The organism is Pseudomonas sp. R19M (assembly GCF_050312585.1).
GTDB lineage: Bacteria > Pseudomonadota > Gammaproteobacteria > Pseudomonadales > Pseudomonadaceae > Aquipseudomonas > Aquipseudomonas palleroniana.
In genome coordinates this window covers 19,166-45,541 of record NZ_JBNPJV010000076.1, presented here as the reverse complement: position 1 = coordinate 45,541, position 26,376 = coordinate 19,166, and the positions used below count along the sequence as shown (strand labels likewise).

General features: G+C 61.7%; 28 protein-coding genes. All 28 read right to left on the bottom strand.

Annotation, left to right across the window (positions count from 1 at the left end):
• Positions 1 to 77: 77 nt before the first annotated feature.
• The 28 genes from ACQRBT_RS16395 to fliF all read right to left on the bottom strand — a co-directional run bounded on the left by ACQRBT_RS16395 (position 78) and on the right by fliF (position 26,374).
• The gene (locus tag ACQRBT_RS16395) at positions 78 to 818 is read right to left on the bottom strand and encodes a flagellar motor protein (RefSeq protein WP_060756015.1); all 741 of its coding nucleotides are present in this window, start codon (positions 816 to 818) and stop codon (positions 78 to 80) included.
• On the bottom strand, positions 818 to 1,945 hold the full coding sequence (locus tag ACQRBT_RS16390) for a protein-glutamate methylesterase/protein-glutamine glutaminase (RefSeq protein ID WP_060756016.1): 1,128 nt from the start codon (positions 1,943 to 1,945) through the stop codon (positions 818 to 820). Before ACQRBT_RS16390 ends, ACQRBT_RS16395 begins: the two co-directional genes overlap by 1 nt.
• A gap of 49 nt (positions 1,946 to 1,994) precedes the next feature.
• Entirely contained in the window at positions 1,995 to 4,229 is a 2,235-nt protein-coding gene (locus tag ACQRBT_RS16385) for a chemotaxis protein CheA (protein WP_090369536.1), read from the bottom strand.
• 11 nt (positions 4,230 to 4,240) lie between these two features.
• On the bottom strand, positions 4,241 to 5,029 hold the full coding sequence (locus tag ACQRBT_RS16380) for a protein phosphatase CheZ (protein WP_060756018.1): 789 nt from the start codon (positions 5,027 to 5,029) through the stop codon (positions 4,241 to 4,243).
• A gap of 19 nt (positions 5,030 to 5,048) precedes the next feature.
• Entirely contained in the window at positions 5,049 to 5,423 is a 375-nt protein-coding gene (locus ACQRBT_RS16375) for a chemotaxis response regulator CheY (protein ID WP_160385018.1), read from the bottom strand.
• A 168-nt stretch (positions 5,424 to 5,591) separates the two neighbouring features.
• On the bottom strand, positions 5,592 to 6,332 hold the full coding sequence (gene fliA / locus ACQRBT_RS16370; protein WP_060756019.1) for an RNA polymerase sigma factor FliA: 741 nt from the start codon (positions 6,330 to 6,332) through the stop codon (positions 5,592 to 5,594).
• Complete coding sequence (fleN, locus tag ACQRBT_RS16365) at positions 6,329 to 7,162, bottom strand: flagellar synthesis regulator FleN (protein ID WP_003192912.1); 834 nt, start codon at positions 7,160 to 7,162, stop codon at positions 6,329 to 6,331. Before fleN ends, fliA begins: the two co-directional genes overlap by 4 nt.
• 105 nt (positions 7,163 to 7,267) lie before the next feature.
• Positions 7,268 to 8,584 (bottom strand): flagellar biosynthesis protein FlhF, encoded by a 1,317-nt coding sequence (flhF, locus tag ACQRBT_RS16360; RefSeq protein ID WP_161549132.1) that lies wholly within the window; start codon positions 8,582 to 8,584, stop codon positions 7,268 to 7,270.
• 12 nt (positions 8,585 to 8,596) lie between these two features.
• On the bottom strand, positions 8,597 to 10,711 hold the full coding sequence (gene flhA / locus ACQRBT_RS16355) for a flagellar biosynthesis protein FlhA (RefSeq protein WP_218580543.1): 2,115 nt from the start codon (positions 10,709 to 10,711) through the stop codon (positions 8,597 to 8,599).
• Between the two features lie 143 nt (positions 10,712 to 10,854).
• Entirely contained in the window at positions 10,855 to 11,058 is a 204-nt protein-coding gene (locus ACQRBT_RS16350; RefSeq protein WP_244385359.1) for a cold-shock protein, read from the bottom strand.
• An 18-nt stretch (positions 11,059 to 11,076) separates the two neighbouring features.
• Entirely contained in the window at positions 11,077 to 11,289 is a 213-nt protein-coding gene (locus ACQRBT_RS16345; protein WP_372241678.1) for a cold-shock protein, read from the bottom strand.
• Between the two features lie 260 nt (positions 11,290 to 11,549).
• The gene (gene flhB / locus ACQRBT_RS16340; protein ID WP_060756024.1) at positions 11,550 to 12,686 is read right to left on the bottom strand and encodes a flagellar biosynthesis protein FlhB; all 1,137 of its coding nucleotides are present in this window, start codon (positions 12,684 to 12,686) and stop codon (positions 11,550 to 11,552) included.
• Between the two features lie 3 nt (positions 12,687 to 12,689).
• Positions 12,690 to 13,475, bottom strand: a complete 786-nt coding sequence (gene fliR, locus ACQRBT_RS16335) for a flagellar biosynthetic protein FliR (protein ID WP_060756025.1) — start codon at positions 13,473 to 13,475, stop codon at positions 12,690 to 12,692.
• Positions 13,476 to 13,482: 7 nt separating this feature from the next.
• Positions 13,483 to 13,752, bottom strand: coding sequence for a flagellar biosynthesis protein FliQ (gene fliQ, locus ACQRBT_RS16330; protein WP_060756026.1), 270 nt, complete (start codon positions 13,750 to 13,752; stop codon positions 13,483 to 13,485).
• A 4-nt stretch (positions 13,753 to 13,756) separates the two neighbouring features.
• Positions 13,757 to 14,500: a flagellar type III secretion system pore protein FliP gene (gene fliP / locus ACQRBT_RS16325; protein ID WP_060756027.1), complete on the bottom strand. Its 744-nt coding sequence runs from the start codon at positions 14,498 to 14,500 to the stop codon at positions 13,757 to 13,759.
• Positions 14,500 to 14,937 (bottom strand): flagellar biosynthetic protein FliO, encoded by a 438-nt coding sequence (gene fliO / locus ACQRBT_RS16320; RefSeq protein ID WP_412047537.1) that lies wholly within the window; start codon positions 14,935 to 14,937, stop codon positions 14,500 to 14,502. The genes fliP and fliO overlap by 1 nt, the downstream gene beginning before the upstream one ends.
• 1 nt (position 14,938) lies before the next feature.
• Positions 14,939 to 15,406: a flagellar motor switch protein FliN gene (fliN, locus tag ACQRBT_RS16315; protein WP_104994424.1), complete on the bottom strand. Its 468-nt coding sequence runs from the start codon at positions 15,404 to 15,406 to the stop codon at positions 14,939 to 14,941.
• Positions 15,407 to 15,452: 46 nt separating this feature from the next.
• The gene (gene fliM / locus ACQRBT_RS16310) at positions 15,453 to 16,421 is read right to left on the bottom strand and encodes a flagellar motor switch protein FliM (RefSeq protein WP_090369530.1); all 969 of its coding nucleotides are present in this window, start codon (positions 16,419 to 16,421) and stop codon (positions 15,453 to 15,455) included.
• Between the two features lie 9 nt (positions 16,422 to 16,430).
• The gene (fliL, locus tag ACQRBT_RS16305) at positions 16,431 to 16,931 is read right to left on the bottom strand and encodes a flagellar basal body-associated protein FliL (protein WP_060756031.1); all 501 of its coding nucleotides are present in this window, start codon (positions 16,929 to 16,931) and stop codon (positions 16,431 to 16,433) included.
• 133 nt (positions 16,932 to 17,064) lie between these two features.
• Positions 17,065 to 18,411 (bottom strand): flagellar hook-length control protein FliK, encoded by a 1,347-nt coding sequence (locus ACQRBT_RS16300; protein WP_412047536.1) that lies wholly within the window; start codon positions 18,409 to 18,411, stop codon positions 17,065 to 17,067.
• 116 nt (positions 18,412 to 18,527) lie between these two features.
• The gene (locus ACQRBT_RS16295; RefSeq protein WP_060756033.1) at positions 18,528 to 18,872 is read right to left on the bottom strand and encodes an Hpt domain-containing protein; all 345 of its coding nucleotides are present in this window, start codon (positions 18,870 to 18,872) and stop codon (positions 18,528 to 18,530) included.
• A gap of 30 nt (positions 18,873 to 18,902) precedes the next feature.
• Positions 18,903 to 20,621 carry an ATP-binding SpoIIE family protein phosphatase gene (locus tag ACQRBT_RS16290; RefSeq protein WP_412047535.1) on the bottom strand — a complete coding sequence of 573 codons (1,719 nt, stop codon included), beginning with the start codon at positions 20,619 to 20,621 and terminating at the stop codon, positions 18,903 to 18,905.
• On the bottom strand, positions 20,618 to 20,923 hold the full coding sequence (locus ACQRBT_RS16285; protein ID WP_060756035.1) for an STAS domain-containing protein: 306 nt from the start codon (positions 20,921 to 20,923) through the stop codon (positions 20,618 to 20,620). The genes ACQRBT_RS16290 and ACQRBT_RS16285 overlap by 4 nt, the downstream gene beginning before the upstream one ends.
• An 84-nt stretch (positions 20,924 to 21,007) precedes the next feature.
• The gene (fliJ, locus tag ACQRBT_RS16280) at positions 21,008 to 21,457 is read right to left on the bottom strand and encodes a flagellar export protein FliJ (RefSeq protein WP_060756036.1); all 450 of its coding nucleotides are present in this window, start codon (positions 21,455 to 21,457) and stop codon (positions 21,008 to 21,010) included.
• A gap of 3 nt (positions 21,458 to 21,460) precedes the next feature.
• Positions 21,461 to 22,819 carry a flagellar protein export ATPase FliI gene (gene fliI, locus ACQRBT_RS16275; RefSeq protein ID WP_060756037.1) on the bottom strand — a complete coding sequence of 453 codons (1,359 nt, stop codon included), beginning with the start codon at positions 22,817 to 22,819 and terminating at the stop codon, positions 21,461 to 21,463.
• Complete coding sequence (gene fliH / locus ACQRBT_RS16270; RefSeq protein WP_060756038.1) at positions 22,809 to 23,573, bottom strand: flagellar assembly protein FliH; 765 nt, start codon at positions 23,571 to 23,573, stop codon at positions 22,809 to 22,811. The genes fliI and fliH overlap by 11 nt, the downstream gene beginning before the upstream one ends.
• Before the next feature lie 10 nt (positions 23,574 to 23,583).
• Positions 23,584 to 24,603, bottom strand: a complete 1,020-nt coding sequence (fliG, locus tag ACQRBT_RS16265; protein WP_060756039.1) for a flagellar motor switch protein FliG — start codon at positions 24,601 to 24,603, stop codon at positions 23,584 to 23,586.
• Positions 24,596 to 26,374 (bottom strand): flagellar basal-body MS-ring/collar protein FliF, encoded by a 1,779-nt coding sequence (gene fliF, locus ACQRBT_RS16260; protein ID WP_060756040.1) that lies wholly within the window; start codon positions 26,372 to 26,374, stop codon positions 24,596 to 24,598. The genes fliG and fliF overlap by 8 nt, the downstream gene beginning before the upstream one ends.
• Positions 26,375 to 26,376: the final 2 nt, after the last annotated feature.

The following is a 26,376-nucleotide window of genomic DNA, read 5'->3' as shown; positions in this document are numbered from 1 at the left end:
ATAGGTAGGCTGTATTGGGGCTGCTTCGCAGCCCAGCGCGAGCAAGCTCGCTCGCCACAGGTTGATAGCCATCGCCATCAATCCATGAAGCCCTGGAGCTTCAATTCGATGGAGCGCGGGTTCTCGCCCTCGGCAATCGACAGCAAACCTTCCAGCAGCATCTCCCGGTAACGTGACTGACGCATGGCGATCGACTTGAGCTTGCTGGCCACCGGCAACAGCACCAGGTTGGCACTGGCCACGCCATAGATGGTGGCGACAAATGCCACGGCAATGCCGCTGCCCAATTGCGACGGATCGGCCAGGTTGCCCATGACGTGAATCAGGCCCATCACCGCACCGATGATGCCAATGGTCGGCGCGTAGCCGCCCATGCTTTCAAAGACTTTGGCCGCGTTGATGTCACGGCTTTCCTGTGTGTAGAAATCCACTTCGAGGATGCTGCGGATCGCTTCCGGTTCGGCGCCGTCCACCAGCAGCTGCAAGCCTTTGCGCGCGTAGCTGTCGGGCTCGGCATCGGCCACGCCTTCCAGGCCCAGCAGGCCCTCCTTGCGCGCGGTGAGGCTCCAGTTGACCACACGATCGATGCCACCGAGCAGGTCGATACGCGGTGGAAAAATGATCCACACCAGAATCTGCATGGCACGCTTGAACGAGCTCAGGGGCGATTGCAGCAAGGCTGCGCCCACGGTGCCGCCGATCACGATCAACGCCGCCGGGCCGTTGGCCAAGGCGCCGAGGTGGCCGCCTTCGAGGAAGTTGCCGCCGATGATCGCGACAAACGCCAGGGTGATACCGATCAAGCTCAACACATCCATCAGAGGCAGGCCTCCGCCAGATGCTTGCCGATGTCGTCCAGGCTGTACACGGCGTCGGCCAGGTCGGCCTTGACGATGGCCATGGGCATGCCATAGATCACGCAGCTGGCCTCATCCTGGGCCCAGACCGTGCTGCCCCCCTGCTTGAGCAGACGTGCGCCTTCACGACCGTCGGCGCCCATGCCGGTGAGCACCACCGCCAGAACTTTGTCGCCGTAGGACTTGGCCGCCGAACCGAAGGTGATATCCACGCACGGCTTGTAGTTCAGGCGTTCATCGCCCGGCAGGATTTTCACCGCGCCACGGCCATCCACCATCATCTGCTTGCCACCCGGCGCCAGCAACGCCAGGCCAGGACGCAGGATGTCGCCGTCTTCGGCTTCCTTGACGCTGATGCGGCACAGCTTGTCCAGGCGTTCGGCGAAGGCTTTGGTAAACGCGGCGGGCATATGCTGCACCAGCACGATCGGCGCCGGGAAGTTGGCCGGCAGTTGGGTCAATACGCGTTGCAGGGCGACCGGGCCGCCGGTTGAGGTACCGATAGCCACCAGCTTGTAGGCTTTGCGCTTGGGCGCGGGCGAATGAGCGCTCGGCGCCGAAGCACGGACGGGAGCCACGGCGGGCCGCGCCACTGGCGCAGGCGCCGGACGCGCGAATGAGGAACTGGTCGGCGCAGGTGCCGCCACTGGCGCAGGTGCAGGTGCAGGCGTGCTGAACAGGCTGCGGCGGTTGCTGCGGGAAATGCTGTGCACCTTTTCGCACAGCATCTGCTTGACCTTCTCGGGGTTGCGCGAGATGTCTTCGAAATTCTTCGGCAGGAAGTCCACCGCACCCGCGTCCAGCGCATCCAGGGTTACCCGGGCACCTTCATGGGTCAGCGACGAGAACATCAATACCGGGGTCGGGCAGCGTTGCATGATGTGGCGAACTGCCGTGATGCCATCCATCATCGGCATCTCGTAGTCCATGGTGATCACGTCCGGCTTCAACGCAATGGCCTGATCAATCGCCTCTTTACCGTTGGTGGCCGTGCCGACCACCTGAATGGTCGGATCGGCGGAAAGAATTTCCGAGACGCGGCGGCGGAAGAAACCCGAATCGTCCACCACCAGGACCTTGACTGCCATAAACACTCCGTTAGGTGGGGCGGGCACGATTGCCCAACCCCCACCAGAATCAAATACGCCGAGCGGCGTAACGCTTGAGCATGCTCGGAACATCGAGAATCAGCGCGATCCGACCGTCACCGGTGATGGTCGCACCCGACATGCCCGGGGTTCCCTGCAGCATTTTGCCCAAAGGCTTGATGACCACTTCTTCCTGGCCCACCAGTTGATCGACCACAAAGCCGATACGCTGGGTGCCCACGGACAGGATCACCACGTGGCCTTCGCGCTGCTCTTCATGGGCAGCCGACGCAACCAGCCAGCGCTTGAGGTAGAACAGCGGCAGCGCCTTGTCACGCACGATCACCACTTCCTGGCCATCCACCACATTGGTGCGCGACAGGTCGAGGTGGAAGATCTCGTTGACGTTGACCAGCGGGAACGCGAACGCCTGGTTGCCCAGCATCACCATCAGGGTCGGCATGATCGCCAAGGTCAACGGCACCTTGATCACGATCTTCGAGCCCTGGCCCTTGGTCGAGTAGATATTGATCGAGCCGTTGAGCTGGCTGATCTTGGTCTTCACCACGTCCATGCCGACGCCACGGCCAGACACGTCGGAAATCTCGGTCTTGGTCGAGAAGCCCGGGGCGAAGATCAGGTTGTAGCACTCGGTGTCGGTCAGGCGGTCGGCGGCATCCTTGTCCATCACACCGCGCTTGACTGCAATGTTGCGCAGGATGGTCGGGTCCATGCCCTTGCCGTCATCGGTGATCGACAACAGGATATGGTCGCCTTCTTGCTCGGCCGCCAGAATCACCTTGCCGCCGCGGGACTTGCCCGAGGCTTCACGTTCTTCAGGGGTTTCGACGCCGTGGTCGACTGCGTTGCGCACCAAGTGGACCAGCGGGTCAGCCAGGGCCTCGACCAAGTTTTTGTCGAGGTCGGTTTCTTCCCCCACCAGCTCCAGGTTGATCTCTTTCTTGAGCTGGCGCGCCAGGTCACGAACCAGGCGCGGGAAGCGGCCGAAGACTTTCTTGATCGGCTGCATCCGCGTTTTCATCACAGCGGTCTGCAGGTCGGCGGTGACCACGTCGAGGTTCGACACGGCCTTCTGCATCGACTCGTCGCCACTGCTCAGGCCCAGGCGTACCAGGCGGTTACGCACCAACACCAGCTCGCCGACCATGTTCATGATGTCGTCCAGCCGCGCCGTGTCCACGCGCACCGTGGTTTCAGCTTCGCTGGCCGGCTTTTCGGCCACTGGTGCAGCGGCGGCACGCGCCGGTGCAGGCGCTGCAGCGGCCGGCGCAGCAGCAGGAGCCGGCTTGGCGGCAGCAGGTGCAGGTGCAGGTTTCGCCGCTACCGGGGTAGCGGTCGCAGCCGCCGCCGGGGGTACTTCACTGAACTTGCCCTTGCCGTGCAATTCGTCGAGCAAGGCTTCGAATTCGTGCTCGGAAATCAGCCCGTCGCCGGCTGGCTGCGCACTGGCAGGCGGCGTAACAGGCGGCTTGGCAGCCGTCGGCGCAGCCGCTGTCGCGGCAACTTCCGGCAGGGCTTCGGCCGCGAACGTGCCTTTGCCGTGCAGTTGGTCGAGCAACGCTTCGAATTCGTCGTCGGTAATGTCGGTGCTGGCCGGGGCCGCAGGCGCTTCGGAAGCTGCAGCAGGCGCCACGGCATCGGCGGCGAACTGGCCCTTGCCATGCAACTGGTCGAGCAAGGATTCAAATTCGGCGTCGGTGATGTCTTCGCTGGTCGGCACGGCAGCAGGTGCCGCCGGAGCTTCGGCTTCGGCCTTCGCCGCACTGAGGGAGTTGAGCAGTTGCTCGAACTCGCTATCGGTCACATCCGGCTCAGGTTCGGCAACCGGTTCCGGTTCCGGGGCGGCTTCCACCGCCGGCGCGGCCGAGGTGTCGGCAGGCTCTGCGTAGCGCGCCAGGGCGGCCAGCAGCTCGGGCGTGGCGGCCGTGATCGGCGCGCGTTCACGGACCTGGCTGAACATGCCATTGACCGCATCCAGGGCTTCGAGAATCACGTCCATCAATTCCGAATCAACGTGACGCTCACCCTTGCGCAGGATGTCGAACACGTTCTCGGCGATGTGGCAGCACTCCACCAGCTCATGGAGCTGGAGGAAGCCGGCGCCCCCTTTTACAGTGTGAAAACCGCGAAAAATTGCATTGAGCAGGTTCGCATCATCCGGGCGGCTTTCCAGCTCGACCAGTTGCTCGGACAGTTGCTCTAAAATTTCGCCGGCCTCTACAAGGAAATCCTGAAGGATCTCTTCATCGGCGCCGAAGCTCATGTGGGTGCTCCTTAGAAGCCTAAACTGGACAGCAAATCGTCTACGTCATCTTGACCGGATACGACGTCTTCACGTTTATCGGCATGAATCTGCGGACCTTCACCCTTGGCGAGATGTTTTTGTGGATCTTTTTCCGAAAGGATCGCTGCGCGGTCATGTTCGATACCGGCAAAGCGGTCGACCTGGCCGGCCATCAGCACCAATTTGAGCAGGTTGCTTTCCACTTCGGTGACCAACTGGGTCACACGCTTGATCACTTGACCGGTGAGGTCCTGGTAATCCTGGGCCAGCAAAATGTCGTTGAGGTTGCTGGAAACCGTACGGTTGTCCTGCTCACTGCGCGACAGGAAACCTTCAACCCGACGCGCCAATTCACGAAACTCTTCGGCGCCCACTTCGCGGCGCATGAAGCGGCCCCAGTCAACGCTGAGGGCCTGGGCTTCGTTGGCCATGCCGTTGACCAGCGGCGTGGCGTTTTCCACCAGGTCCATGGTGCGGTTGGCCGCCGCCTCAGTCAGCCTGACCACATAGGACAAGCGTTCGGTGGCATCGGTGATTTGCGAAATTTCTTCGGCCTGGGGCATGTGCGGGTCAATCTGAAAATTGACGATCGCACTGTGCAGCTCACGTGTCAGCTTGCCCACTTCCTGATACAGGCCGCGGTCACGCGTCTGATTGAGCTCATGGATCAACTGCACCGCGTCGCCGAACTGACCTTTTTCCAGGCTTTCGACCAACTGGTGGGCATGTTTTTTCAGAGTCGACTCAAAGTCTTTCTGTGATGATTCTGTATGCTCCATAGCTCCCCCTGCGATGGCGTTAGCCGTGGATGCGCTCGAAGATTTTTTCGATCTTCTCTTTCAACGCCTGTGCAGTGAATGGCTTGACCACGTAACCGTTGACCCCGGCCTGGGCGGCTTCGATGATCTGTTCACGCTTGGCTTCGGCGGTCACCATCAACACGGGAAGGCTGCGCAATTTTTCGTCGGCGCGCACGTGGCGCAACAAGTCGATACCGGTCATGCCCGGCATGTTCCAGTCCGTTACCAGAAAGTCGATGCTCCCACTGTTGAGGATCGGGATCGCCGTAAGGCCGTCATCCGCCTCGACCGTGTTGGTGAACCCAAGGTCACGCAACAGATTTTTTATGATCCGCCGCATCGTTGAGAAGTCATCAACGATGAGGATTTTCATGTTCTTGTCCAATTCGACCTCCAAGCAGTCTTAAACGCGCCCAGCACCTGGACGCGCCATTTCAATCAACAGGCGTTACACAACAAAGGACTGCCCAGGGCACCACGGCACGACCCCGCAAAAGCCTTCGACTTTCGCGGCGCGTCTACAGTGTCCCCACACTGCCTGTCAGCGCGCGCGCCACTCCCCCAACCGCCCCCGCAAGCGGGCTGCGCACTGGCTATGCAGCTGGCTGACACGCGATTCGCTGACCCCCAGGACCTCACCGATTTCCTTGAGGTTCAGCTCTTCGTCGTAGTACAGCGCCAACACCAGTCGCTCACGCTCCGGCAAATTGGCAATCGCGTCCGCCAACGCCCTCTGGAAACGCTCATCTTCCAGGTCACGCGACGGTTCGAGATGTGCACTCGCGCCGTCCTCGTGCAGCCCTTCGTGTTCGCCGTCCTGCAACAGGTCGTCGAAACTGAACAGGCGGCTGCCCAAGGTATCGTTCAAAATCCCGTAATAATCATCGAGACTCAATTGGAGTTCGGCCGCAACTTCATGATCTTTAGCGTCACGACCGGTTTTTGCTTCAATTGCGCGAATGGCATCACTGACCATTCGCGTGTTGCGGTGTACCGAACGCGGCGCCCAATCCCCTTTACGGACCTCATCGAGCATCGCGCCACGGATACGGATACCCGCATACGTCTCGAAACTCGCACCCTTGCTCGCGTCATATTTGGTCGACACTTCGAGCAAGCCGATCATGCCGGCCTGGATCAGGTCTTCCACCTGCACACTGGCCGGCAGGCGCGCCAGCAAGTGGTAGGCAATGCGCTTGACCAAGGGCGCATAACGCTCGATCAATTCGCCCTGGCTGTCACGTGCCGATTTCTTGTAAAGGTTATAGCCGCTGGCTGTCATAGCACCGGTCCTGCGCTCGTCTGATGCACCAATCGCTCGACGAAAAACTCCAGATGCCCCCGCGGGTTGGCAGGCAACGGCCAGGTATCGACCTTCTGGGCAATAGCCTTGAACGCCAACGCGCATTTGGAACGAGGGAACGCTTCATAGACCGCACGCTGCTTTTGCACGGCCTTGCGCACACACTCGTCATAGGGAACTGCGCCAACGTATTGTAAGGCGACATCGAGAAAACGGTCCGTGACCTTGGTCAACTTGGCGAACAGATTCCGGCCTTCCTGCGGGCTTTGGGCCATGTTGGCCAGCACGCGGAAGCGGTTCATGCCGTAGTCACGGTTAAGCAGTTTGATCAGAGCATAGGCGTCGGTGATCGAGGTGGGTTCGTCGCAGACCACCAGCAATACTTCCTGCGCGGCGCGCACGAAGCTGACCACGGATTCGCCGATCCCGGCGGCGGTGTCGATCACCAGCACATCGAGGTTGTCGCCGATATCGCTGAACGCCTGGATCAGGCCGGCGTGCTGCGCCGGGCTCAGGTGCACCATGCTCTGGGTGCCCGAGGCGGCAGGCACGATACGAATGCCTCCGGGGCCTTGCAGCAGCACATCGCGCAGCTCGCAACGGCCCTCGATCACATCGGCGAGGGTGTGTTTGGGTGTCAGCCCCAGCAGAACGTCCACGTTCGCCAGGCCCAGGTCAGCATCCAGCAGCATGACGCGACGGCCAAGTTCTGCCAGGGCCAGGGACAAATTCACCGACACGTTAGTTTTCCCGACGCCACCTTTGCCGCCGGTCACCGCGATCACCTGTACAGGATGCATGCTGCCCATTTTATTTCTTTACCTTGTCTTGCTTAGACGCAGGCTACACGGCTTGGTCGCGTGAATCGCTTGCAGACCATCAATGTAGATACATTTCACAGTGCTCATCCTGCCTCACCCCACCCGTTTTGCCGGGTTGTGGTAAAGGTCGGCGAACATATCAGCCATCGCTTCCTCGCTAGGCTCTTCTTGCATTTGCACGCTGACAGCACGGCTGACCAACTGATGACGACGCGGCAGATGCAAATCATCTGGAATCCGCGGGCCATCGGTCAGGTAGGCAACCGGTAATTCATGACCGATAGCCAGGCTCAACACCTCACCCAAGTTTGCAGTTTCGTCTAGTTTGGTGAGGATGCAACCCGCCAGGCCGCAACGTTTGTAGCTGTGGTACGCAGCGGTAAGAACCTGTTTCTGGCTGGTGGTTGCAAGCACCAGGTAATTTTTCGCCTTGATGCCACGCCCGGCCAGGCTTTCCAGCTGCATGCGCAGCGCCGGATCGCTGGCTTGCAGGCCGGCGGTGTCGATCAACACCACGCGCTTGCGCAACAGCGGGTCAAGGGCATTGGCCAGGGACTGGCCCGGGTCGACGTGGGTCACCGGCACATTGAGGATGCGCCCCAGGGTCTTGAGCTGTTCCTGGGCGCCGATACGATAACTGTCCATGCTCACCAGCGCGATACTCGACGCGCCGTACTTGAGCACATACCGGGCGGCCAGCTTGGCCAGGGTGGTGGTCTTGCCCATGCCGGCCGGGCCGACCATGGCGATCACGCCGCCCTCTTCCAGCGGTTCGAGCTCCGGGGTGACGATCATGCGGGCCAAGTGGGCCAGCAACATACGCCACGCCTGGCGGGGCTCTTCGACCTCGGTGGTCAGCGCCAGCAGGTCGCGGGACAGCGGGCCGGACAGGCCGATACGCTGCAAGCGACGCCACAGGTTGGCCTGGTGCGGCTTGCTGCCTTGCAACTGTGTCCAGGCCAACGAACCCAACTGCACTTCGAGCAGTTCACGCAGGCCGTTGAGTTCAGAGCGCATCGAGTCGAACACGCGCTGGTCGACCGCAGCCGCCGGGGCCGGCGCTGCGGGACGTGGCGGTTCAACGAAGGTCGGCTCGACCAGCGGCTCGGCGGCCGTCAGCGGCAGGCCGGCGAACAATTGGCGATTGGTGGTAGCGTCGCTGTCGCCACGCATGCTCAGCTCGGCCTGGGCCGACACAATGCGCGAGGCGGTCTTGCGCAACTCGTCTTCGAGTTCCATGTTCGGCACGCGCGGCGCCAACGCCTGGGGGGTGTAATCCAGGGCAGCCGTCAGCTCGACACCGCCGGCAATGCGACGGTTACCGATAATCGCGGCATCGGCGCCCAGCTCATCACGGACCAGTTTCATGGCCTGACGCATATCGGCGGCGAAAAAACGCTTAACTTGCATAACCCACTACCCTCAGCCGTTGGGCCCTACTGTCGCGACGATAGTCACTTGCTTGTTGTCAGGAATTTCCTGATAAGCCAAAACGTGCAAATTCGGTACTGCCAGGCGTCCGAACCGCGACAACATCGCTCGAACCGGGCCCGCCACCAGCAGAATCACCGGATGGCCCGCCATTTCCTGGCGCTGCGCCGCTTCGATCAACGAACGCTGGAGTTTTTCAGCCATGCTCGGCTCCAGCAGAACGCCCTCTTCCTGGCCTTGTCCGGCCTTCTGGATACTATTGAGCAATATTTGTTCCAACCTGGGCTCCAAGGTGATCACAGGCAGCTCAGACTCAATGCCTACAATGCTTTGCACGATGGCACGGGACAAGCCGACGCGCACGGCGGCCACCAGAGCGGCAGTATCTTGACTCTTGGCGGCATTGTTGGCGATGGCTTCCGCGATGCTGCGAATGTCGCGCACCGGCACTTGCTCGGCGAGCAACGCCTGCAGCACTTTGAGCAACTGCGACAGCGACAGCACCCCCGGCACCAGCTCTTCGGCCAGTTTTGGCGAGGCTTTGGCCAGCAACCCCATCAATTGCTGGACTTCCTCATGGCCGATCAGCTCATGGGAGTGCTTGTACAGAATCTGGTTAAGGTGGGTGGCGACCACCGTGCTGGCGTCCACCACCGTATATCCCAGGGATTGCGCCTGGCTGCGCTGGCTGACTTCGACCCACACCGCATCCAGGCCGAAAGCCGGATCTTTGGCGGTAATGCCATTGAGCGTACCGAACACCTGGCCGGGGTTGATCGCCAGTTCGCGGTCCGGGTAGATCTCGGCTTCGGCCAGGATCACACCCATCAGGGTCAGGCGGTAGGCACTGGGGGCCAGGTCGAGGTTGTCGCGGATGTGTACGGTCGGCATCAGGAAACCCAGGTCCTGGGACAACTTCTTGCGGACCCCCTTGATGCGCGCAAGCAACTGGCCGCCCTGGTTACGGTCCACCAGAGGGATCAGGCGGTAGCCCACTTCCAGGCCGATCATGTCGATCGGGGTCACGTCGTCCCAGCCAAGCTCCTTGGTTTCCTGGGCGCGGGCCGGCGATGGCAACAGTTCCTGCTGACGGGCGATTTCCTGCTGAGCCAGGACCTTCACCTGGTTCTGCTTGCGCCAGAACAGGTAGGCAGCGCCAGCCGCCATGGCCGCCATGCTGAGGAACGACACATGCGGCATACCCGGCACAATGCCCATGATCGCCATAATCGCTGCCGCCACCGCCAGCGCCTTCGGCGAGGCGAACATCTGGCGGCTGATCTGCTTGCCCATGTCTTCGGAACCCGAAGCACGGGTCACCATGATGGCTGCGGCTGTGGATAACAACAGTGATGGCAATTGCGCCACTAAACCGTCACCAATGGTCAACAAGGCGTAGACCTTGCCCGCATCACCGAACGTCATGCCGTGCTGGAAGATACCGACCGCCATGCCGCCGATCAGGTTGATGAACAGAATCAGCAAGCCGGCAATGGCGTCACCGCGCACGAATTTGCTGGCACCGTCCATGGAACCGTAAAACTCGGCTTCCTGGGCGACTTCCGCACGCCGCGCCTTGGCCTGGCCCTGGTCGATCAGACCGGCGTTGAGGTCGGCGTCGATAGCCATCTGTTTGCCAGGCATTGCATCGAGGGTAAACCGCGCGCTCACCTCGGAAATTCGTCCGGCACCCTTGGTCACCACCACGAAGTTGATGATCATCAGGATCGCGAACACGACGATACCGACCACGTAGTTACCGCCGATCACCACCTCACCGAAGGCCTGAATCACCTTACCGGCGGCGGCGTGGCCGTCCTGGCCGTGCAGCATCACCACCCGGGTAGACGCCACGTTCAGTGCCAGGCGCAACAGCGTGGCAACCAGCAGGATGGTGGGGAAAACCGCGAAGTCCAGGGGCCGCAGGGCGTAGACGCACACCAGCAGCACCACGACCGACAGGGCAATGTTGAAAGTGAAGAACACGTCCAGCAAGAACGGCGGCATCGGCAACATCATCATTGCCAGCATCACCAGCAACAACAATGGCACACCCAGATTGCCCCGCGAGAGGTCAGTCAGGGTGCCACGGGCCGTGCTGAGCATTTGAGAGCGATCCACCGGTATTCCTCGTGTCCCTTGAAGCAAAGTTTTGACGCCGGGAGGCGTCCTGCAGGCCGGGTTGCAAGAAGCCTTCCAACTTTTGCTTCAAGGGACAGATCGCCCTCAGCGAGGGCATGTTGCCGGATTTACGCGGGGCGCACGTTTTCCGCCTGAGGGCCTTTTTGCCCCTGGGTTATTTCAAACTCCACTTTTTCACCTTCGCCAACGGTTTTGAATCCTTCACCTCGAATCGCGGAATAGTGGACAAAAACGTCAGCCCCGCCACCCTCCGGAGTGATAAAACCGAAGCCTTTTTCCGCGTTAAACCATTTCACAGTGCCTGTTGCCATCGCCGTTCTCCTGACTTATCACTCAAGAACTCGCGGGATAACCCTGACGCCGACTGCATAAATGCCGTCGGGTCGGTGTATCCCCTGAAACTCCACGTGCTGGCCCACCGCGAGCCGAATGCAGCGCGAACCGATGAGATCCACTTTCACGTCGTCCTCACCTTTCAGGGCAATCAAACCTTTTCCGGAGTGCGGGTCATAAGATTTGACCTTGCCTCTGAGTAGTTTCAAAACCATTCTCCCTGCATCTCGTTTACAGCCTGCGCGCAGTGCTTGAGGCAATAGAACCGCGAGGGGGCTTTGCTGACTACTGTCAAAGTTGACAGGTGGCGGGCATTCACGACGAGTGGTATGAGCCCGCGCTTCCTGTAGGAGCAAGCTTGCTCGCGAAGGACGTCAACGAAGACGCGGGAAAGCTGGAAATACGAGGGGTCTTTGAGTTTTTCGCGAGCAAGCTCGCTCCTACATGATTTGGCGCATTAGCGTGGCTTTCAGGAATCCCGACGCAATTCCGGCGGAATCGGGAGGTCCTTGAGCGGGTCCGGACGCTTGCCCTTGCCCGCTCGGTATTGGCGGATCTGATAGACATACGCCAGCACCTGGGCCACGGCCAGGTACAACCCGGCGGGAATCTCTTGATCGAGATCGGTGGAATAGAAGATCGACCGCGCAAGCGCCGGCGACTCCAGCAGCAGAATGTCGTTGGCCACGGCGATTTCGCGGATTTTCAGGGCCGTGAAGTCGCTGCCCTTGGCCAGCAGCATCGGCGCGCCGCCCTTCTCCGGGTCGTACTTGAGCGCCACGGCGTAGTGAGTCGGGTTGGTGATGACCACGTCGGCATCGGGCACCGCCGCCATCATCTTGCGCTGGGACATTTCGCGTTGCAGTTGGCGGATACGTTGCTTGACCTCGGGTCGCCCTTCCTGGTCCTTGTGCTCGTCGCGCACTTCCTGCTTGGTCATCAGCAGTTTCTTGTGGCTTTCCCACAGCTGGATCGGCGCATCCACCGCCGCAATGATGATCAGCCCGCAGGCCATCCACAGCGCACTCCAGCCCACCACTTGTACGCTGTGGATGATGGCTGACTCCAACGGCTCGTGGGCGATGCGCAGCAAGTCGTCGATATCGGACGACAACACCGTCAGCGCCACGAACAGAATCAGGATGAATTTGGCCAGCGCCTTGAGCAACTCAACCAGTGCCTTGCCGGAAAACATACGCTTGAGCCCCGGCCCCGGGTTCATCCGGCTGAACTTGGGCGCCATGCTGCCGGCGGCAAACAACCAGCCACCCAAGGACACCGGACCGATCAACGCCGCCAGCAGCAGCGTGATCAGCACCGGCTGCACCGCCAGCAGGGCGATCTTGCCCGAGTGCAGCAGGTACAGGCCCATGGCGCCGGGGCTCAGCAACACCTCACGGGGCAAGGCGAAGTTGAGCTTCATCAGCTCCATCAGGTCCAGCGCCAGGCCGCCGCCGTAGATCAACAGGCCACCGGCGCCGGCCAGCATCACGGCGAGTGTATTGAGCTCTTTGGAGCGGGCAATCTCGCCCTTTTCCCGGGATTCCTTCTTACGTTTCTCCGTGGGGTCTTCTGTTTTGTCCTGACCACTCTCGCTCTCGGCCATGGCTCAGCGCGCCCGTGCCAGATCACGTAAAAACTGCAAGGCGTCGGTCGCCAGCGGTTGATACTGATTGAGAATGTCAGCCATGCCGACCCAGAAAATCCCCATGCCCAGCACCAGGGTCAGCGGGAAACCGATCGAGAAGATATTCAACTGCGGCGCCGCACGGGTCATCACCCCAAACGCGATGTTGACCACCAGCAGCGCGGTGATTGCCGGCAGCACCAGCAACAGCGAAGCGCCCAGCACCCAAGTCAGGCGACCGACCAACTCCCAGAAATGGTTGACCACCAACCCCGAACCCACCGGCAAGGTCGTGAAGCTCTCAGTCATGACCTCGAACACCACCAGGTGGCCGTTCATTGACAGGAACAGTAACGTCACCAGCATGGTCAGGAACTGCCCGATCACCGCTGCCGACACGCCGTTGGTGGGGTCGACCATGGACGCGAAGCCCATGCCCATCTGGATCGAGATAATTTGCCCGGCGATCACAAACGCCTGGAAGAACAGGGTCAGCGAAAAGCCCAGCAATGCGCCGATCAGGATCTGCTCGGCAATCAGCAACAACGCGCTGAGGTCCAAGGCATTCACCGGCGGCATCGGCGGCAGCCCGGGGACAATCACCACGGTAATGGCAACGGCGAAATACAGGCGGATACGTCGCGGGACCAAGGTGGTGCCGAACACCGGCATGGTCATCAGCACCGCCGTCACGCGAAACATCGGCAAGATGAAAGACGCCACCCAGGTACTGATCTGGGTGTCGGTCAAAGCCAACACGGATTGCATGGGCAGGTCAGCCGATCAACTGCGGAATACTGCCGTACAACTGCAGGATGTATTCCATGAAAGTGCGCACCAGCCACGGGCCGGCGACAATCAGGGTGACCAGCATCACCAGCAGGCGCGGCAGGAAGCTCAAGGTCTGTTCGTTGATCTGGGTCGCGGCCTGGAACATCGCCACCAGCAGGCCGACCAGCAGGCTCGGCACCACCAGCACGGCGACCATCATGGTGGTCAGCCACAGCGCTTCACGGAACAGGTCGACCGCAACTTCTGGAGTCATCGCGCTATACCCCTCCGAAACTGCCGGCCAAGGTGCCGATAATCAGCGCCCAGCCGTCCACCAGCACAAACAGCATGATCTTGAACGGCAACGAGATGATCAGCGGCGACAACATCATCATCCCCATGGCCATCAACACACTCGCTACCACCAGGTCGATGATCAGGAACGGGATGAAGATCATGAAGCCGATCTGGAACGCGGTCTTCAATTCGGACGTGACGAACGCCGGCACCAGGATGGTCAACGGGGCCTGATCCGGGGTGGCGATGTCGGTACGCTTGGACAAACGCATGAACAGCTCAAGGTCGCTGGAGCGCGTCTGCGAGAGCATGAAGTCCTTGATCGGCCCCTGGGCCTTGTCGATCGCGTCCTGGGCGGTGAGCTTTTCCGCCAGGTACGGTTGCAGGGCTTGCTGGTTCACCTTGTCGAACACCGGCGCCATGATGAACAGCGTCAGGAACAAGGCCATGCCGGTGAGGATCTGGTTCGACGGCGTCTGCTGCAGGCCCAGGGCCTGGCGCAGGATCGAGAAGACAATGATGATCCGCGTGAAGCTGGTCATCAGCATGACAAACGCCGGGATAAAACTCAGCGCGGTCATGATCAGCAGGATCTGCAGGCTGACCGAATACTCCTGCGCCCCGGCGGCATTGGTGCCCAGCGTGATTGCCGGGATCGACAACGGGTCGGCGGCCCACGCCAATGGCGCAGCCAGCAACAGCATGAGCGTCAATAAAACGCGCATTACTTCTTATCCTTCTGATCCTTGCCCAGCAACTCCATCAGGCGCTGGGCGAATTCTGGCGTGGCGGCCTCGGTCTTGGCCGCTTCCACCGGCGTCTTGAGCACATGCAGCGGGGTGATGCGACCCGGTGTGATACCCAGCAGAATCTGCTCATCGCCGACCTGCACCAGCACCAGGCGATCACGCGGGCCAAGGGCTCGCGAGCCGATCATCTCGATGACCTGACCATTGCCCGGGCCGATGCGCTGCACGCGGCGCATCAACCAGGCCAGCACAAAAATCAAGCCGACCACCAGCAACAACCCCAGCACCAGCTGGGTCAACTGGCCGCCGATGCCACTGCTGACCACGGGGGCCGCCGCCACTTGCGCGACCGGCTCCGTCGCCAGGGCGCTCAATGGCAGCGCCAGTAACAGTCCCGCCATCGAAGACTTCATATCAGCGCAACTTCTTGATGCGTTCGCTCGGGCTGATCACGTCGGTCAGGCGAATACCGAACTTCTCGTTGACCACCACCACTTCGCCGTGGGCAATCAATGTCCCGTTGACCAGCACGTCCAGCGGCTCACCGGCCAGGCGGTCGAGCTCGATCACCGAACCCTGGTTGAGTTGCAGCAGGTTGCGGATGTTGATTTCGGTACTGCCCACTTCCATGGAAATCGACACCGGGATGTCGAGGATCACGTCCAGGTTCGGCCCGTCGAGGCTCACCGGGTTGTTGTTTTTCGGCATGCTGCCGAATTCTTCCATGGGCAGGCGAGTGCCGGCGGATGAGCTGGCGGCGTCGGCGGCCAGCAGCGCGTCGATATCGTCCTGGCCTACATCGCCGGTCTCTTCCAGGGCTGCCGCCCATTCGTCAGCCAGAGCCTGGTCTTCGGCGGAAGTGTTTTCGTGTTCGGTAGCCATTACATGTCCTCGGCGAAGCAAACATTCATCAATAAATTAGGGCGGGTCAGCGGCGGTTGATCGGTTCGATCACTTGCAACGCCAGGTTGCCCTTGTGGGAACCGAGCTTGACCTTGAACGATGGCACACCATTGGCCCGCATGATCATTTCTTCGGGCAAATCCACCGGAATGACGTCCCCCGGCTGCATGTGCAAAATGTCGCGCAGACGCAACTGGCGACGGGCGACGGTGGCGTTCAGCGGCACGTCGACATCCAGCAGGTCTTCGCGCAGGGCCTTGACCCAACGCTCGTCCTGGTCGTCCAGGTCGGACTGGAAACCGGCGTCGAGCATTTCACGCACCGGCTCGATCATCGAATACGGCATGGTCACGTGCAGGTCGCCGCCACCGCCATCGAGTTCGATGTGGAAAGTGGAGACCACAATGGCCTCGCTGGGGCCGACGATGTTGGCCATGGCCGGGTTCACTTCCGAGTTGATGTACTCGAAATTGACTTCCATGATCGCCTGCCAGGCTTCCTTCAAGTCGATAAAGGCTTGCTCCAGCACCATGCGCACCACACGCAATTCAGTCGGGGTGAATTCACGGCCTTCGATCTTGGCGTGACGGCCGTCGCCACCGAAGAAGTTATCCACCAGCTTGAACACCAATTTAGCGTCAAGGATGAACAACGCGGTGCCGCGCAACGGCTTGATCTTGACCAGATTGAGGCTGGTGGGCACGTACAGCGAGTGCACGTACTCGCCGAACTTCATCACCTGCACGCCGCCCACCGCCACATCCGCCGAGCGGCGCAGCATGTTGAACATGCTGATACGAGTGTAGCGGGCAAAACGCTCATTGATCATTTCCAGGGTCGGCATGCGTCCACGGACGATGCGATCCTGGCTGGTCAGGTCGTAGCTTTTGATGCTGCCGGGCTCGGCAGCCATGTCGGTCTGTACCAGACCATCGTCGACGCCATGCAACAGCGCATCGATTTCATCCTGGGACAGCAGGTCTTGCACGGCCATGTCGTGATCCTACTGCAATACGAAGTTAGTGAAGAGCGCCTGCTCGACCACGACTTTGCCGAGCTCTTTCTGGGCCACTTCCTGCACACTGGCAGTGACCTTCTGACGCAGCATTTCCTGGCCCACAGGGGTGGCCAGGGTGTCGAAGCTCTGCCCGGAGAACAGCATCACCAGGTTGTTGCGGATCACCGGCATATGCACCTTGAGGGCGTCCAGATCTGCCTGGTTACGCGCCAGCAAGGTGATGCTCACCTGCAGGTAGCGTTGATGACCGTTCTGATTGAAGTTGGCGACAAAGGCCGGAAGCATCGGCTCGAAGATTGCCGGTTGCTTGACGTTAGTGGCGGTTTCGGCGGCGGGGGCCGGTTTGCTGGCACTGCTGTGCATGATGTACCACGTGCCGCCAACAGAGGCGCCAATGGCCAGGAGCAGGCCCAGCACAATCACCAGGATCAGCTTGAGCTTGCCTTTGCCTGCGGGTGGAGTTGCTGCGTCGTCGCTCTTCGCCATGCCAATAATCCGTCACTATTCGGGGATTCATAGATCTACGGAAAGGCAAGAGCAAGTGTTATGCCAGAGTTGTCTGCCATGCAGGCCCAGCACATCAAAGTGGGAGCAAGCCCCTCCCACAGTTGGTTACGAATCAGGCGTAGTAATCAACCGCGCTGGACCCGATCACGCTGGAAATGACGGGCGCCGCTGTTTCAGCCACGTCGATGTGCCCACTACTCTCGCCGCTGTCCCCGCGCCTGCCACTGCCACTCAAGCCGGCCTGGGCCTGAGCCTGAGCTTGTTGCTGCTGCTCCTGGCCACGGGACTGGTCGGAAACGTTGACGTCCACCTGCCCCATGCCCTGCTGGGCAAACATCTCCCGCAAACGTCCAGACTGGCTTTCCAGGGCCTCGCGCACCACGGCATGGCCGCTCATGAACTGGACCTGAGCCTGTTGGTCCGGCGTCATGTTGACCTTGATATCCAGGCGCCCCAGCTCTGCCGGCTGCAATTGGATCTCGGCCGACTTGAGGCCGGCGCTGGACAGGTACATCACGCGATTGACCACTTCTTCGGTCCAGCCGCTCTGGTGCATGGCCAGCGGCGCATTGGCCACCGGCGGCAAGGCGTTAGCCGTTTTCGGCGTGGCGGCCTGGGTCAGCGCGGCCAGGCGGTTGGCGAAGTCATCGACGCGGGTATCACTGCTGGCCTCTTTCAAATCCTTGAGGCCACTGTCGATCAGCCCGCTGAAGGCTTTGTCACCGCCATCGGTGCTGTCCTTGGTGGCCTGTTGATCGACCATTGTCGCCAGGCCGGCCGCGAAACTCTGCGCAGCGGTCGGTTGGTCCTGGGTCGGCGCCGATGGGGTTTTCTGCGGCGCCTGGCTGCTGGCCGACACGTGCCCGCCCTGCTCCATTGCCAAACGCACGGTCGGCATCGAGTCCAGTGGGTCGGCCGACGGATCGAACGCCGGCTGCGGGGTGTCATCCGTCGCCGCGACGGGTGCGGCAACCACCGGCTGGGCCTTGTCATCCTTGGCCGCGGCAGCAGGGGCCGGGGTTTCCACAGGAACAGGCACAGCTACCACCGGTGTGACGGCGGCAATCACCGCCGGGTCGACCACGGGGTCAACGGGAGGTTGCTGGACCAGGGACGGGTCGGTGGGCTTGGCGTCGTCACTGCCGGCGCTGTCATCGGACTTGGCCGGCGGGTTGGCAGGCAAGGGATTGCCGCTATCGGCAACCGCTGGCTTGCTGGCGGCAGGCTTGTCGTTGCTATCCACCGACGAGGCGCTGCTAACCGAAGGCTTGTCACGGGTGGATTGGGTCGGGGTGTCGCCGCTCTTCACCGACGGCTTCGAACCTTGGCTGGCGAACACTTGAGCAAAGCCAGGGCCCTTGTCCTGCGGGGCCGCAGCAGCTGCCACAGGTGTAGCGGCGGGCGCTTGAGGCTTGGCTGCGGGGGCAGCCTGGAGGAGCGAGTTGGGGGCGACTGGCATAGGTAAAGGTCTCCACTGCACAGGGGTCGGGGATGCTGTGCCAGGAGGTAGAGCAAGAGTCGGGCCAGGTTTGTGTCTGTGCCTGCGCAGGACGTCGACTTACGCTTCTTTAACAGCTAAAGCCCAAACCGCTGCTTCTCCGACTCATACATAGGCCGAACCAGAGCAAACTCACGGTCAATCTGATCCACCAGCGCCCCCAGGTCCGCCGTCGCCCCAACCGACTCCACTTCCAGCCGCTGGCACAGCTGCGCCAACCGTACCGCCCCGAGGTTGCCGCTGCTGCCCTTGAAACTATGGGCGATTCGCCCCAGCGCCTTGGCGTCATCGCGCGCCTTGCGCAGGGCTTCGACGCGCTTCTGCGAGTCGTCAAGGAAGGTGTCGAGCAACTTGGGGTACTCGCTCTCCATGACGTCCTGCAAACCCGACAGCACTTCAGGGTCCAGATGAATCTCAGCCACTTGCTCGCTCCTTGATCAAGAATCGGCGGATTATGCCAGAGCCTTCCAGCAAAACTCCACGCAGACACTGCGCCCGCCGTCCGTCCAGCGTACATCGCTGCTCAGCTGGCGCACCAGGCTCAAGCCTCGACCAGACAGACGGTCCAAATCCAGGGGCCGCTTCAGCACCTGATCCACGTCGAAGCCTGGGCCACTGTCTTCGACGCGCAGGATCAGCTTGCCGCCCGTGGCGGTCGGCATCACTTGCATATGTACCCGCACATGACCGCTGTCCAGTTGCGCCAGGCGCTCATTGCGCTGACGGTAGTAGTCGGCGAATCCCTGGGCGTCGCGCTTGAGCTGCGAGTCCAGGCCCAGCACGCCGTGCTCCAACGCGTTGGAATACAGCTCGGCCATCACGCTGTAGAGCGCCCCGCTCTGCTCACGCAGCCCCTGAATCTCCAGCAGCAGCTGCAACAGGTAAGGCAAGGGGTTGTAGCATTTGAGGGTCTGGGCGCGAAATTCGAAGCTCACCGACCAATCCAGGGGGCATGGCTGATTGCTGTCGGCGTATATGGGCTCGGCCGCACGCAACGGCTGGCCGGGCTGCAAGGTGATTTCCACCATGCTGACATCATCGCGCGCTTCACCACGAAAGGCCGCCAGGGCCTGTTCAATCTCTTCGAACAGGCGGTCGGGCTCGCGGTTGGCGGCGAATACCTGCTGCAGGCGCTCCGCGCCGAACAGTTGGTCGTTGGCGTCGGCAGTATCCAATACGCCATCGGAGAGCAAAAACACCCGGTCGCCGAGGGCCATGGGCAAGACCTCAATGCGGTCATCGAACGTCTCCACCGACAGCACACCCAACGGCAAGTGCCGCGACATCAACGGCGTGCACCTGCCCGTCGCGACCTCATGCACATAACCTTCCGGCATGCCGCCATTCCACACCTCGACCACGCGCCGCTGTGCGCTCAGGCACAACAGGGTGGCGCAGCAGAACATGTCCACCGGCAGGATGCGTTTGAGCTTGGCATTCATCTCCCGCAGGATCTGCACCAGCTCGTAACCCTTGGCAGTCATGCCGTAGAACACTTCCGCCAGGGGCATGGCACCCACGGCGGCAGGCAGGCCATGCCCGGTGAAATCGCCGAGCAGCACGTGCATGTCGCCAGACGGTGTGTACGCCGCCAGCAACAGGTCGCCATTGAACAGTGCATAGGGTGATTGCAGGTAGCGAATGTTCGGCGCGGCGTTGATGCATCCCGAATGGGCGACCTTGTCGAACACCGCCTTGGCCACCCGCTGCTCTTGCAGCAGGTACTCATGATGCCGGGCGATCTGATCGCGCTGCTGAAGGACCGTGGCCTGCAGGCGCCGCAAACGGTCCATGGCATTGATCTTGGCGGCCAGGATCAGTGGGTTGTAGGGTTTGGGCAGAAAATCATCCCCGCCGGCATCCAGGCACTCGGCCAGGTCGGCGCTTTCGCTGAGGGACGTAAGAAAGATCACGGGGACCAGCGCTTCCCCCGCCAATTGCTTGATCCACCGCGCAGCCAGGAAACCGTCCATCACCGGCATCATCGCGTCCATCAACACCAGTTGAGGTCGCTCACGCGCAAACACCTCAACGGCTTCCTCGCCATTGGCTGCGGTGAGCACGTGATGCCCCTGGCGCCGCAAGATAGTCGCCAGCAGCAGCCGGTCGGTATCGCTGTCCTCGGCGATCAGGACAGTCAGCGGCTCGGACATCGGGGCCAGGACTCTCAATTGATGTCGAACAGCTTGTCGAAGTTAGAGATGGCGAGGATCTTTCGCACGTCGGGACTGCAGTTGATCAGCGTGACCTGCGAGTCGTCACCGCCTGCGTGGTCACGCAACAACAGCAGCATGCCCAAGGCCGAGCTGTCCAGGTAGGTGGCTTCTTTCAGATCGACGGTGTAGGCGTCGGGGACCTTGTAGAAACGCTCGTAAGCCTCACGAAAATGCTGGTGGCTGCCGAAGTCGAATCGGCCCTTGATTGCGATCGTCAACTGCTTCCCATCCAGGGATACTTCTGATGTCACCGACATACGACTGCTTCCTTGTCATTGGCCATGTGTAACAAGGTTTAGCAGGCGAACCCGATCTCGGCAAATGCAGGAGCAGCCCCACACCTAATACTGCGACTGACGGGGCAGACGTTGTGACAGCTCATCCAGCAACTTTTGCTCGCGCTTGTCCTCAATCGCCCGTGCTTCGTCGATATAGCGCTGCACCAGCTTGCGCAGGCCCTCGACCCGGGCAAACGCCTGCTGCCAGCTTTCGCGGGCCTTCTCAAGGTTGTTCTGGTGCCAGGCCAGGCTTTGGCGCTGCTGGGCGACCGCCGTCTCCAGCTGATTGAGAAAGCCCTGATAGCCCATCAACCACTGGCCGGACACCCCCTGGCTGCCGCGCTCGATCCACTGTTGCTGGTATTCGCCGCGAAAGCGCTCCAGGTCGCCCAGCTTGCTTTCCGCCAGGCGGACCTGACCTTGAAAATAGCCCAGGCGCTGGGCGGCGGTCTTTTCGGCCTTTTCGGCCATGTCCACCACCGGCGCCAGGCGTGAAGAGCGGGTGCTGGCCATGGCTTAGCCGCCTGGCGCCGGGGCGAAGATCGAGCCGAGGTGCGCTTCGCTTTCACCCATGCTGATTTTGTCGTTGAGCCCCTGGCGCAGGTAGGTCACCAACTGCGGTTGCAGGGCGATCGCCAGGTCGGTCTCGCGATCCCCGCCGGCCACATAGGCGCCGACGCTGATCAGGTCGCGGCTCTGTTGATAGCGCGACCACAACTGCTTGAAATGCTGCGCGCGGGCCATGTGCTCCGGCGTGACCACCGCCGGCATCACCCGGCTGATCGAGGCTTCGATGTCGATGGCCGGGTAGTGCCCCTCCTCCGCCAGGCGCCGCGACAGCACGATGTGGCCGTCGAGCACACCTCGCGCCGAGTCGGCGATCGGGTCCTGCTGGTCATCGCCTTCGGACAACACGGTATAGAACGCGGTGATCGAACCACCGCCCGCCTCGGCGTTACCGGCACGCTCGACCAGCTTGGGCAGCTTGGCGAACACCGACGGCGGATAACCCTTGGTGGCTGGCGGCTCGCCGATGGCCAGGGCGATTTCCCGCTGGGCCTGGGCGAAACGAGTGAGCGAATCCATCAGCAACAGGACGTTCTTGCCCTTGTCGCGAAAATACTCGGCGATGCGCGTGCAATACATGGCGGCACGCAGACGCATCAAGGGCGCGTCATCCGCTGGAGACGCCACGACCACCGAGCGCTTGAGGCCCTCTTCACCCAGGCTGTGCTCGATGAACTCCTTCACCTCGCGGCCCCGCTCGCCGATCAACCCGACCACGATAATGTCGGCCTCGGTAAAGCGCGTCATCATGCCCAGCAAGACCGATTTACCCACCCCCGTACCGGCGAACAGGCCCAGACGCTGGCCGCGGCCGACCGTCAATAAACCGTTGATGCTGCGAATGCCCACGTCCAGCGGCACGCTGATGGGGTTGCGATTGAGCGGGTTGATGGTGGGGCCATCCATCGGCACCCAGTCTTCGGCCTTCATGCCGCCCTTGCCGTCCAGGGCGCGTCCGGCGCCGTCGAGCACGCGCCCCAGCATGCCCATACCCATCGGCAGGCGCCCGGTGTCAGCCAGCGGCACCACGCGGGCGCCCGGGGCAATGCCCGCCAGGCTGCCGACCGGCATCAGGAAAATCTTGCTGCCGGAGAACCCCATGACTTCCGCTTCGACTTGCACCGGGTGGTAGCTGTCGTCGTTGATCACCATGCAGCGGCTGCCCATGGCGGCGCGCAGGCCCTCGGCTTCGAGGGTCAGGCCCACCATGCGCAACAGGCGCCCTTCGAGGATCGGCTGGCCGGGCAACTCGGTGGCCTCGGCGTAGCTGCCCAGGCGCTTGGCGAAGCTGGTGCGATCAAGGCGCATCAGGGGCGTCCAGGTCTACGCTCAGGTCAGGTTCGGCCGGATGCAGGGCCTGCTCATGGAGTTGATCGAAGAGCTTGGCCATGATCTGGGTGATACGGGTTTCCACCGTCGCGTCGATGCGGCTGTGCTCAGTCTCGACCCGGCAACCGCCAGGCTGCAACGTCGCGTCTTCAACGATGCGCCAGGTTTCTTCATGGCGCTCGCGCAAGGCTTTGACCTGCTCGAAATCCTGCGGGTTGATGTACAGCCGTACATTGCCGACGCCCAACGGCAGCAGCTTGAGGGCTTCGCGCATCACGCTTTCGATATGGCTGGAGTCGAGCACCAGTTCGCGCTGGATCACTTGGCGGGTCATGTGCTCCACCAGGCGGACCATGGCTTTTTCAAGCTGGGAATCCTGCTCGGCGATCGGGTCGAACAGGCTGCTCATCAAACGCTCAAGGCTGGCGAGCTGGACGCTCAGCGCCGCCTCGGCTTCCTGGCGGACTTTGAGGGTGGTACTGCGAAAACCGTCTTTTTCCCCCGCCGCGAAGCCCTCGTTGTAGGCTTCCTGGCGGATGGCCTCCAACTCTTCGAGCGTCAGTGGCTGGACTTCCTCCAGCGGCACTTCTTCCATTTGCACGGGGGGCTCTTCGACCGGCTCAGGCTCGGGTTCCGGTACATGCGGATCGAAACTGGGCAACGACCAGATATCGAACCCGCCGACGTCCCGCGCGCGAATCAGATCGCTGGGCGCCTCATCTTTGCTCGACATGGGACGCGCCTTAGATCATTTCTTCGCCGCCCTTCCCGCCGAGAACGATTTCTCCGGCTTCGGCCATACGGCGGGCAATGGTGAGGACTTCCTTCTGGGCGGTTTCCACGTCGCTGACGCGTACCGGGCCTTTGGCTTCCAGGTCGTCGCGCAACAGTTCGGACGCACGCTTGGACATGTTCTTGAAGATCTTCTCCTTGACGTTGTCGTCGGAGCCCTTGAGCGCCAGCACCAGGACGTCCGAGGACACTTCGCGCAGCAACGCCTGGATGCCACGGTCGTCGACATCGGAGAGGTTGTTGAACACGAACATGAGGTCTTCGATCTGGCCGGACAGGGTGTCGTCGATCTCGCGGATCGAGTCCATCAACTGGCCTTCCATCGAGCTGTCGAGGAAGTTCATGATGTCGGCCGCACGCTTGATACCGCCCAAGGTGGTGCGCGAGGCGTTGGAGTTGCCCGAGAACTGCTTCTCCAGAATCGTGTTGAGTTCTTTCAATGCCGCCGGCTGCACGGTGTTCAGCGACGACACACGCAGGATGATGTCCAGGCGCACTTTATGGTCGAAGTGGCCGAGGACTTCACCAGCCTGGTCCGGGTCGAGGTAAGCCACGACGATCGCCTGGATCTGCGGGTGTTCGTAGCGGATCACGTCGGCAACGGCACGCGGCTCCATCCATTTCAGGCTGTCGAGGCCGCTGGTGTTGCCGCCGAGCAGGATGCGGTCGATCAGGCCGTTGGCCTTGTCTTCGCCCAGCGCCGAGGTCAGCATCTTGCGGATGTAGCTGTCGGAGCCGACGCCCAGGCTGGTCTGGTCGCCGACGATCTCGACGAACTCGCTCATCACCTGCTCGACTTGCTCGCGGTGCACGTTACGCATCTGCGCCATGGCCACGCCGACGCGCTGAACCTCTTTGGGCCCCATGTGGCGCAGCACTTGGGCGGCGTCGGTTTCACCCAGGGACAGCAGCAATACCGCCGCCTTGTCGACCCGGGTGAGCTTGGCAACAGCGGCTCGATTATCACTCATCTGCGTTGATCCACTCTTTCACGACCTGGGCCACACGACCCGGATCTTCTGCCACCAGACTTTTGATTGCGTTCAACTGAGCGTCATAGCCTTCGCTCGGGCTTGGCAACAGGATGCTTTGCGGGCCGCCCAGGCTGACGCGGTCGTTGGCCAGTTCGCCATCCAGGCCGCCCATACCACCCAACTCGACGTCGCTGCCACCGAAGGCCGCCAGTTGTTTCTTGCCGTTGCCGGTAATGTTGTTGAGCACCGGACGCAGCACGCCAAACACCAGCACCAGGATGAACAACACGCCCAGCACTTGCTTGACGATGTCCCAGAACCACGGCTGAGTATAGAACGCAGGATCGGCGATCACCTCTCCCCGTTCGGCGGAGAACGGCATATTGATCACGCTGACGCTGTCACCGCGGCTGGCGTCGAAACCGACAGCGTCCTGCACCAGGCGGGTAAAGCGCGCCAATTCGTCGGCGCTCCAGGGCGCGCGGGTCACCGCGCCGTCAGCCGGGTTGACCTTGACCTGGTCATCGACCACCACCGACACCGACAGGCGGTTGATTTTGCCCTGTTGCTGCTTGGTGTGGCTGATGGAACGGTCGAGCTCGAAGTTCTTGGTGGACTGGTTACGCTTGTCCGCCGGGTACGGGGCGAGCATCGGCTGGCCGGTGGCCGGGTCCATGATCTGCTGACCATTGGCGTCCAGCAGCGGCTGGCCAGGCTGAATCGCGCCGGCAGTCGCGGCAGCGCCACCGGTGGTTTGCGGTGCCGACGCCGGGGCCGGAGGCTGGTTGCTCAAGGCGCCCGGTACCCCTTGCGGGCCATTGCTGGCGGTGCGTTGTTCGCTGGTGGACTGCTCGCTACGCAGGGCGGGCTGGTCGGGGTTGAACTGTTCGGAGGTCGACTCGACGGCACTGAAGTCCACATCGGCGGATACTTCAGCCTTGTAGCGGTCATTGCCCAGCACCGGTTGCAGGATATTGTGCACACGCTGGGTGAGCATGCTTTCCATGCGGCGGCTGTAGTCGAACTGCTTGCCGGCCTGGGTCAACGCCGAGTTCTCGGCCTGGTCGGACAGCAGGTTGCCCTTCTGGTCCACCACGGTAATTTGCGACTTGCTCAATTCTGGAACGCTGGTGGCCACCAGATTGATGATCGCCAGGACCTGACCCGGCTCCAGGGAGCGACCGGCAAACAGCTCGACCAGTACCGAGGCGCTTGGCTTGCGTTCGTCACGCACGAACACCGAGCTTTTTGGGATCGCCAGGTGCACGCGGGCACCCTTGACGTTGTTCAGGCTGGAGATGGTACGCGCCAGCTCGCCTTCCAGGCCGCGACGGTAGCGAGTGGCTTCCATGAACTGGCTGGTGCCCAGGCCCTGGTCCTTGTCGAGGATCTCAAAACCGATGTTGGCGTCGGACGGCGTCACGCCGGCGGCAGCCAGCTTCATGCGCGCGCGGGCGACGTCGTCGGCCTTGACCAGCAAGGCGCCGGAGTTGGGTTCCACGGTGTAGGCGATGTCGGCGGCGGCGAGGGTTTCCATGATCTGCTTGGAATCCATGCCCGCCAGGCTGCCGTAAAGCGGCCGGTAATCGGGTTGCTGCGACCACAACACCACGGCAAAACCAATCGCCACGCTGGCTGCCAGGCCGACCAACAGGCCCACCTGACGCAACATGGTCATTTCGGAAAGGTTTTCCAGGAACGACAGGCCAAACAGCGGCGGCTTGCCGTCTGCCTTGGCGGGTGCGTTGTCCACGACTGCTTCTGCCATGA

Bases quoted from the DNA above. Each gene is read 5' to 3' on its own strand.
- fliP (WP_060756027.1), bottom strand. From the start codon at position 14,500: ATGCGCGTTTTATTGACGCTCATGCTGTTGCTGGCTGCGCCATTGGCG.
- fliF (WP_060756040.1), bottom strand. From the start codon at position 26,374: ATGGCAGAAGCAGTCGTGGACAACGCACCCGCCAAGGCAGACGGCAAG.
- ACQRBT_RS16300 (WP_412047536.1), bottom strand. From the start codon at position 18,411: ATGCCAGTCGCCCCCAACTCGCTCCTCCAGGCTGCCCCCGCAGCCAAG.
- flhB (WP_060756024.1), bottom strand. From the start codon at position 12,686: ATGGCCGAGAGCGAGAGTGGTCAGGACAAAACAGAAGACCCCACGGAG.
- fliR (WP_060756025.1), bottom strand. From the start codon at position 13,475: ATGCAATCCGTGTTGGCTTTGACCGACACCCAGATCAGTACCTGGGTG.
- ACQRBT_RS16390 (WP_060756016.1), bottom strand. From the start codon at position 1,945: ATGGCAGTCAAGGTCCTGGTGGTGGACGATTCGGGTTTCTTCCGCCGC.
- fliI (WP_060756037.1), bottom strand. From the start codon at position 22,819: ATGCGCCTTGATCGCACCAGCTTCGCCAAGCGCCTGGGCAGCTACGCC.
- fliJ (WP_060756036.1), bottom strand. From the start codon at position 21,457: ATGGCCAGCACCCGCTCTTCACGCCTGGCGCCGGTGGTGGACATGGCC.
- fliO (WP_412047537.1), bottom strand. From the start codon at position 14,937: ATGAAGTCTTCGATGGCGGGACTGTTACTGGCGCTGCCATTGAGCGCC.
- ACQRBT_RS16385 (WP_090369536.1), bottom strand. From the start codon at position 4,229: ATGAGCTTCGGCGCCGATGAAGAGATCCTTCAGGATTTCCTTGTAGAG.
- ACQRBT_RS16380 (WP_060756018.1), bottom strand. From the start codon at position 5,029: ATGGAGCATACAGAATCATCACAGAAAGACTTTGAGTCGACTCTGAAA.
- flhA (WP_218580543.1), bottom strand. From the start codon at position 10,711: ATGCTCAGCACGGCCCGTGGCACCCTGACTGACCTCTCGCGGGGCAAT.
- fliQ (WP_060756026.1), bottom strand. From the start codon at position 13,752: ATGACTCCAGAAGTTGCGGTCGACCTGTTCCGTGAAGCGCTGTGGCTG.
- ACQRBT_RS16285 (WP_060756035.1), bottom strand. From the start codon at position 20,923: ATGTCGGTGACATCAGAAGTATCCCTGGATGGGAAGCAGTTGACGATC.
- fliM (WP_090369530.1), bottom strand. From the start codon at position 16,421: ATGGCCGTGCAAGACCTGCTGTCCCAGGATGAAATCGATGCGCTGTTG.
- fliN (WP_104994424.1), bottom strand. From the start codon at position 15,406: ATGGCTACCGAACACGAAAACACTTCCGCCGAAGACCAGGCTCTGGCT.
- fliG (WP_060756039.1), bottom strand. From the start codon at position 24,603: ATGAGTGATAATCGAGCCGCTGTTGCCAAGCTCACCCGGGTCGACAAG.
- ACQRBT_RS16375 (WP_160385018.1), bottom strand. From the start codon at position 5,423: ATGAAAATCCTCATCGTTGATGACTTCTCAACGATGCGGCGGATCATA.
- fliH (WP_060756038.1), bottom strand. From the start codon at position 23,573: ATGTCGAGCAAAGATGAGGCGCCCAGCGATCTGATTCGCGCGCGGGAC.
- fliL (WP_060756031.1), bottom strand. From the start codon at position 16,931: ATGGCGAAGAGCGACGACGCAGCAACTCCACCCGCAGGCAAAGGCAAG.
- fliA (WP_060756019.1), bottom strand. From the start codon at position 6,332: ATGACAGCCAGCGGCTATAACCTTTACAAGAAATCGGCACGTGACAGC.
- fleN (WP_003192912.1), bottom strand. From the start codon at position 7,162: ATGGGCAGCATGCATCCTGTACAGGTGATCGCGGTGACCGGCGGCAAA.
- ACQRBT_RS16350 (WP_244385359.1), bottom strand. From the start codon at position 11,058: ATGGCAACAGGCACTGTGAAATGGTTTAACGCGGAAAAAGGCTTCGGT.
- ACQRBT_RS16395 (WP_060756015.1), bottom strand. From the start codon at position 818: ATGGATGTGTTGAGCTTGATCGGTATCACCCTGGCGTTTGTCGCGATC.
- flhF (WP_161549132.1), bottom strand. From the start codon at position 8,584: ATGCAAGTTAAGCGTTTTTTCGCCGCCGATATGCGTCAGGCCATGAAA.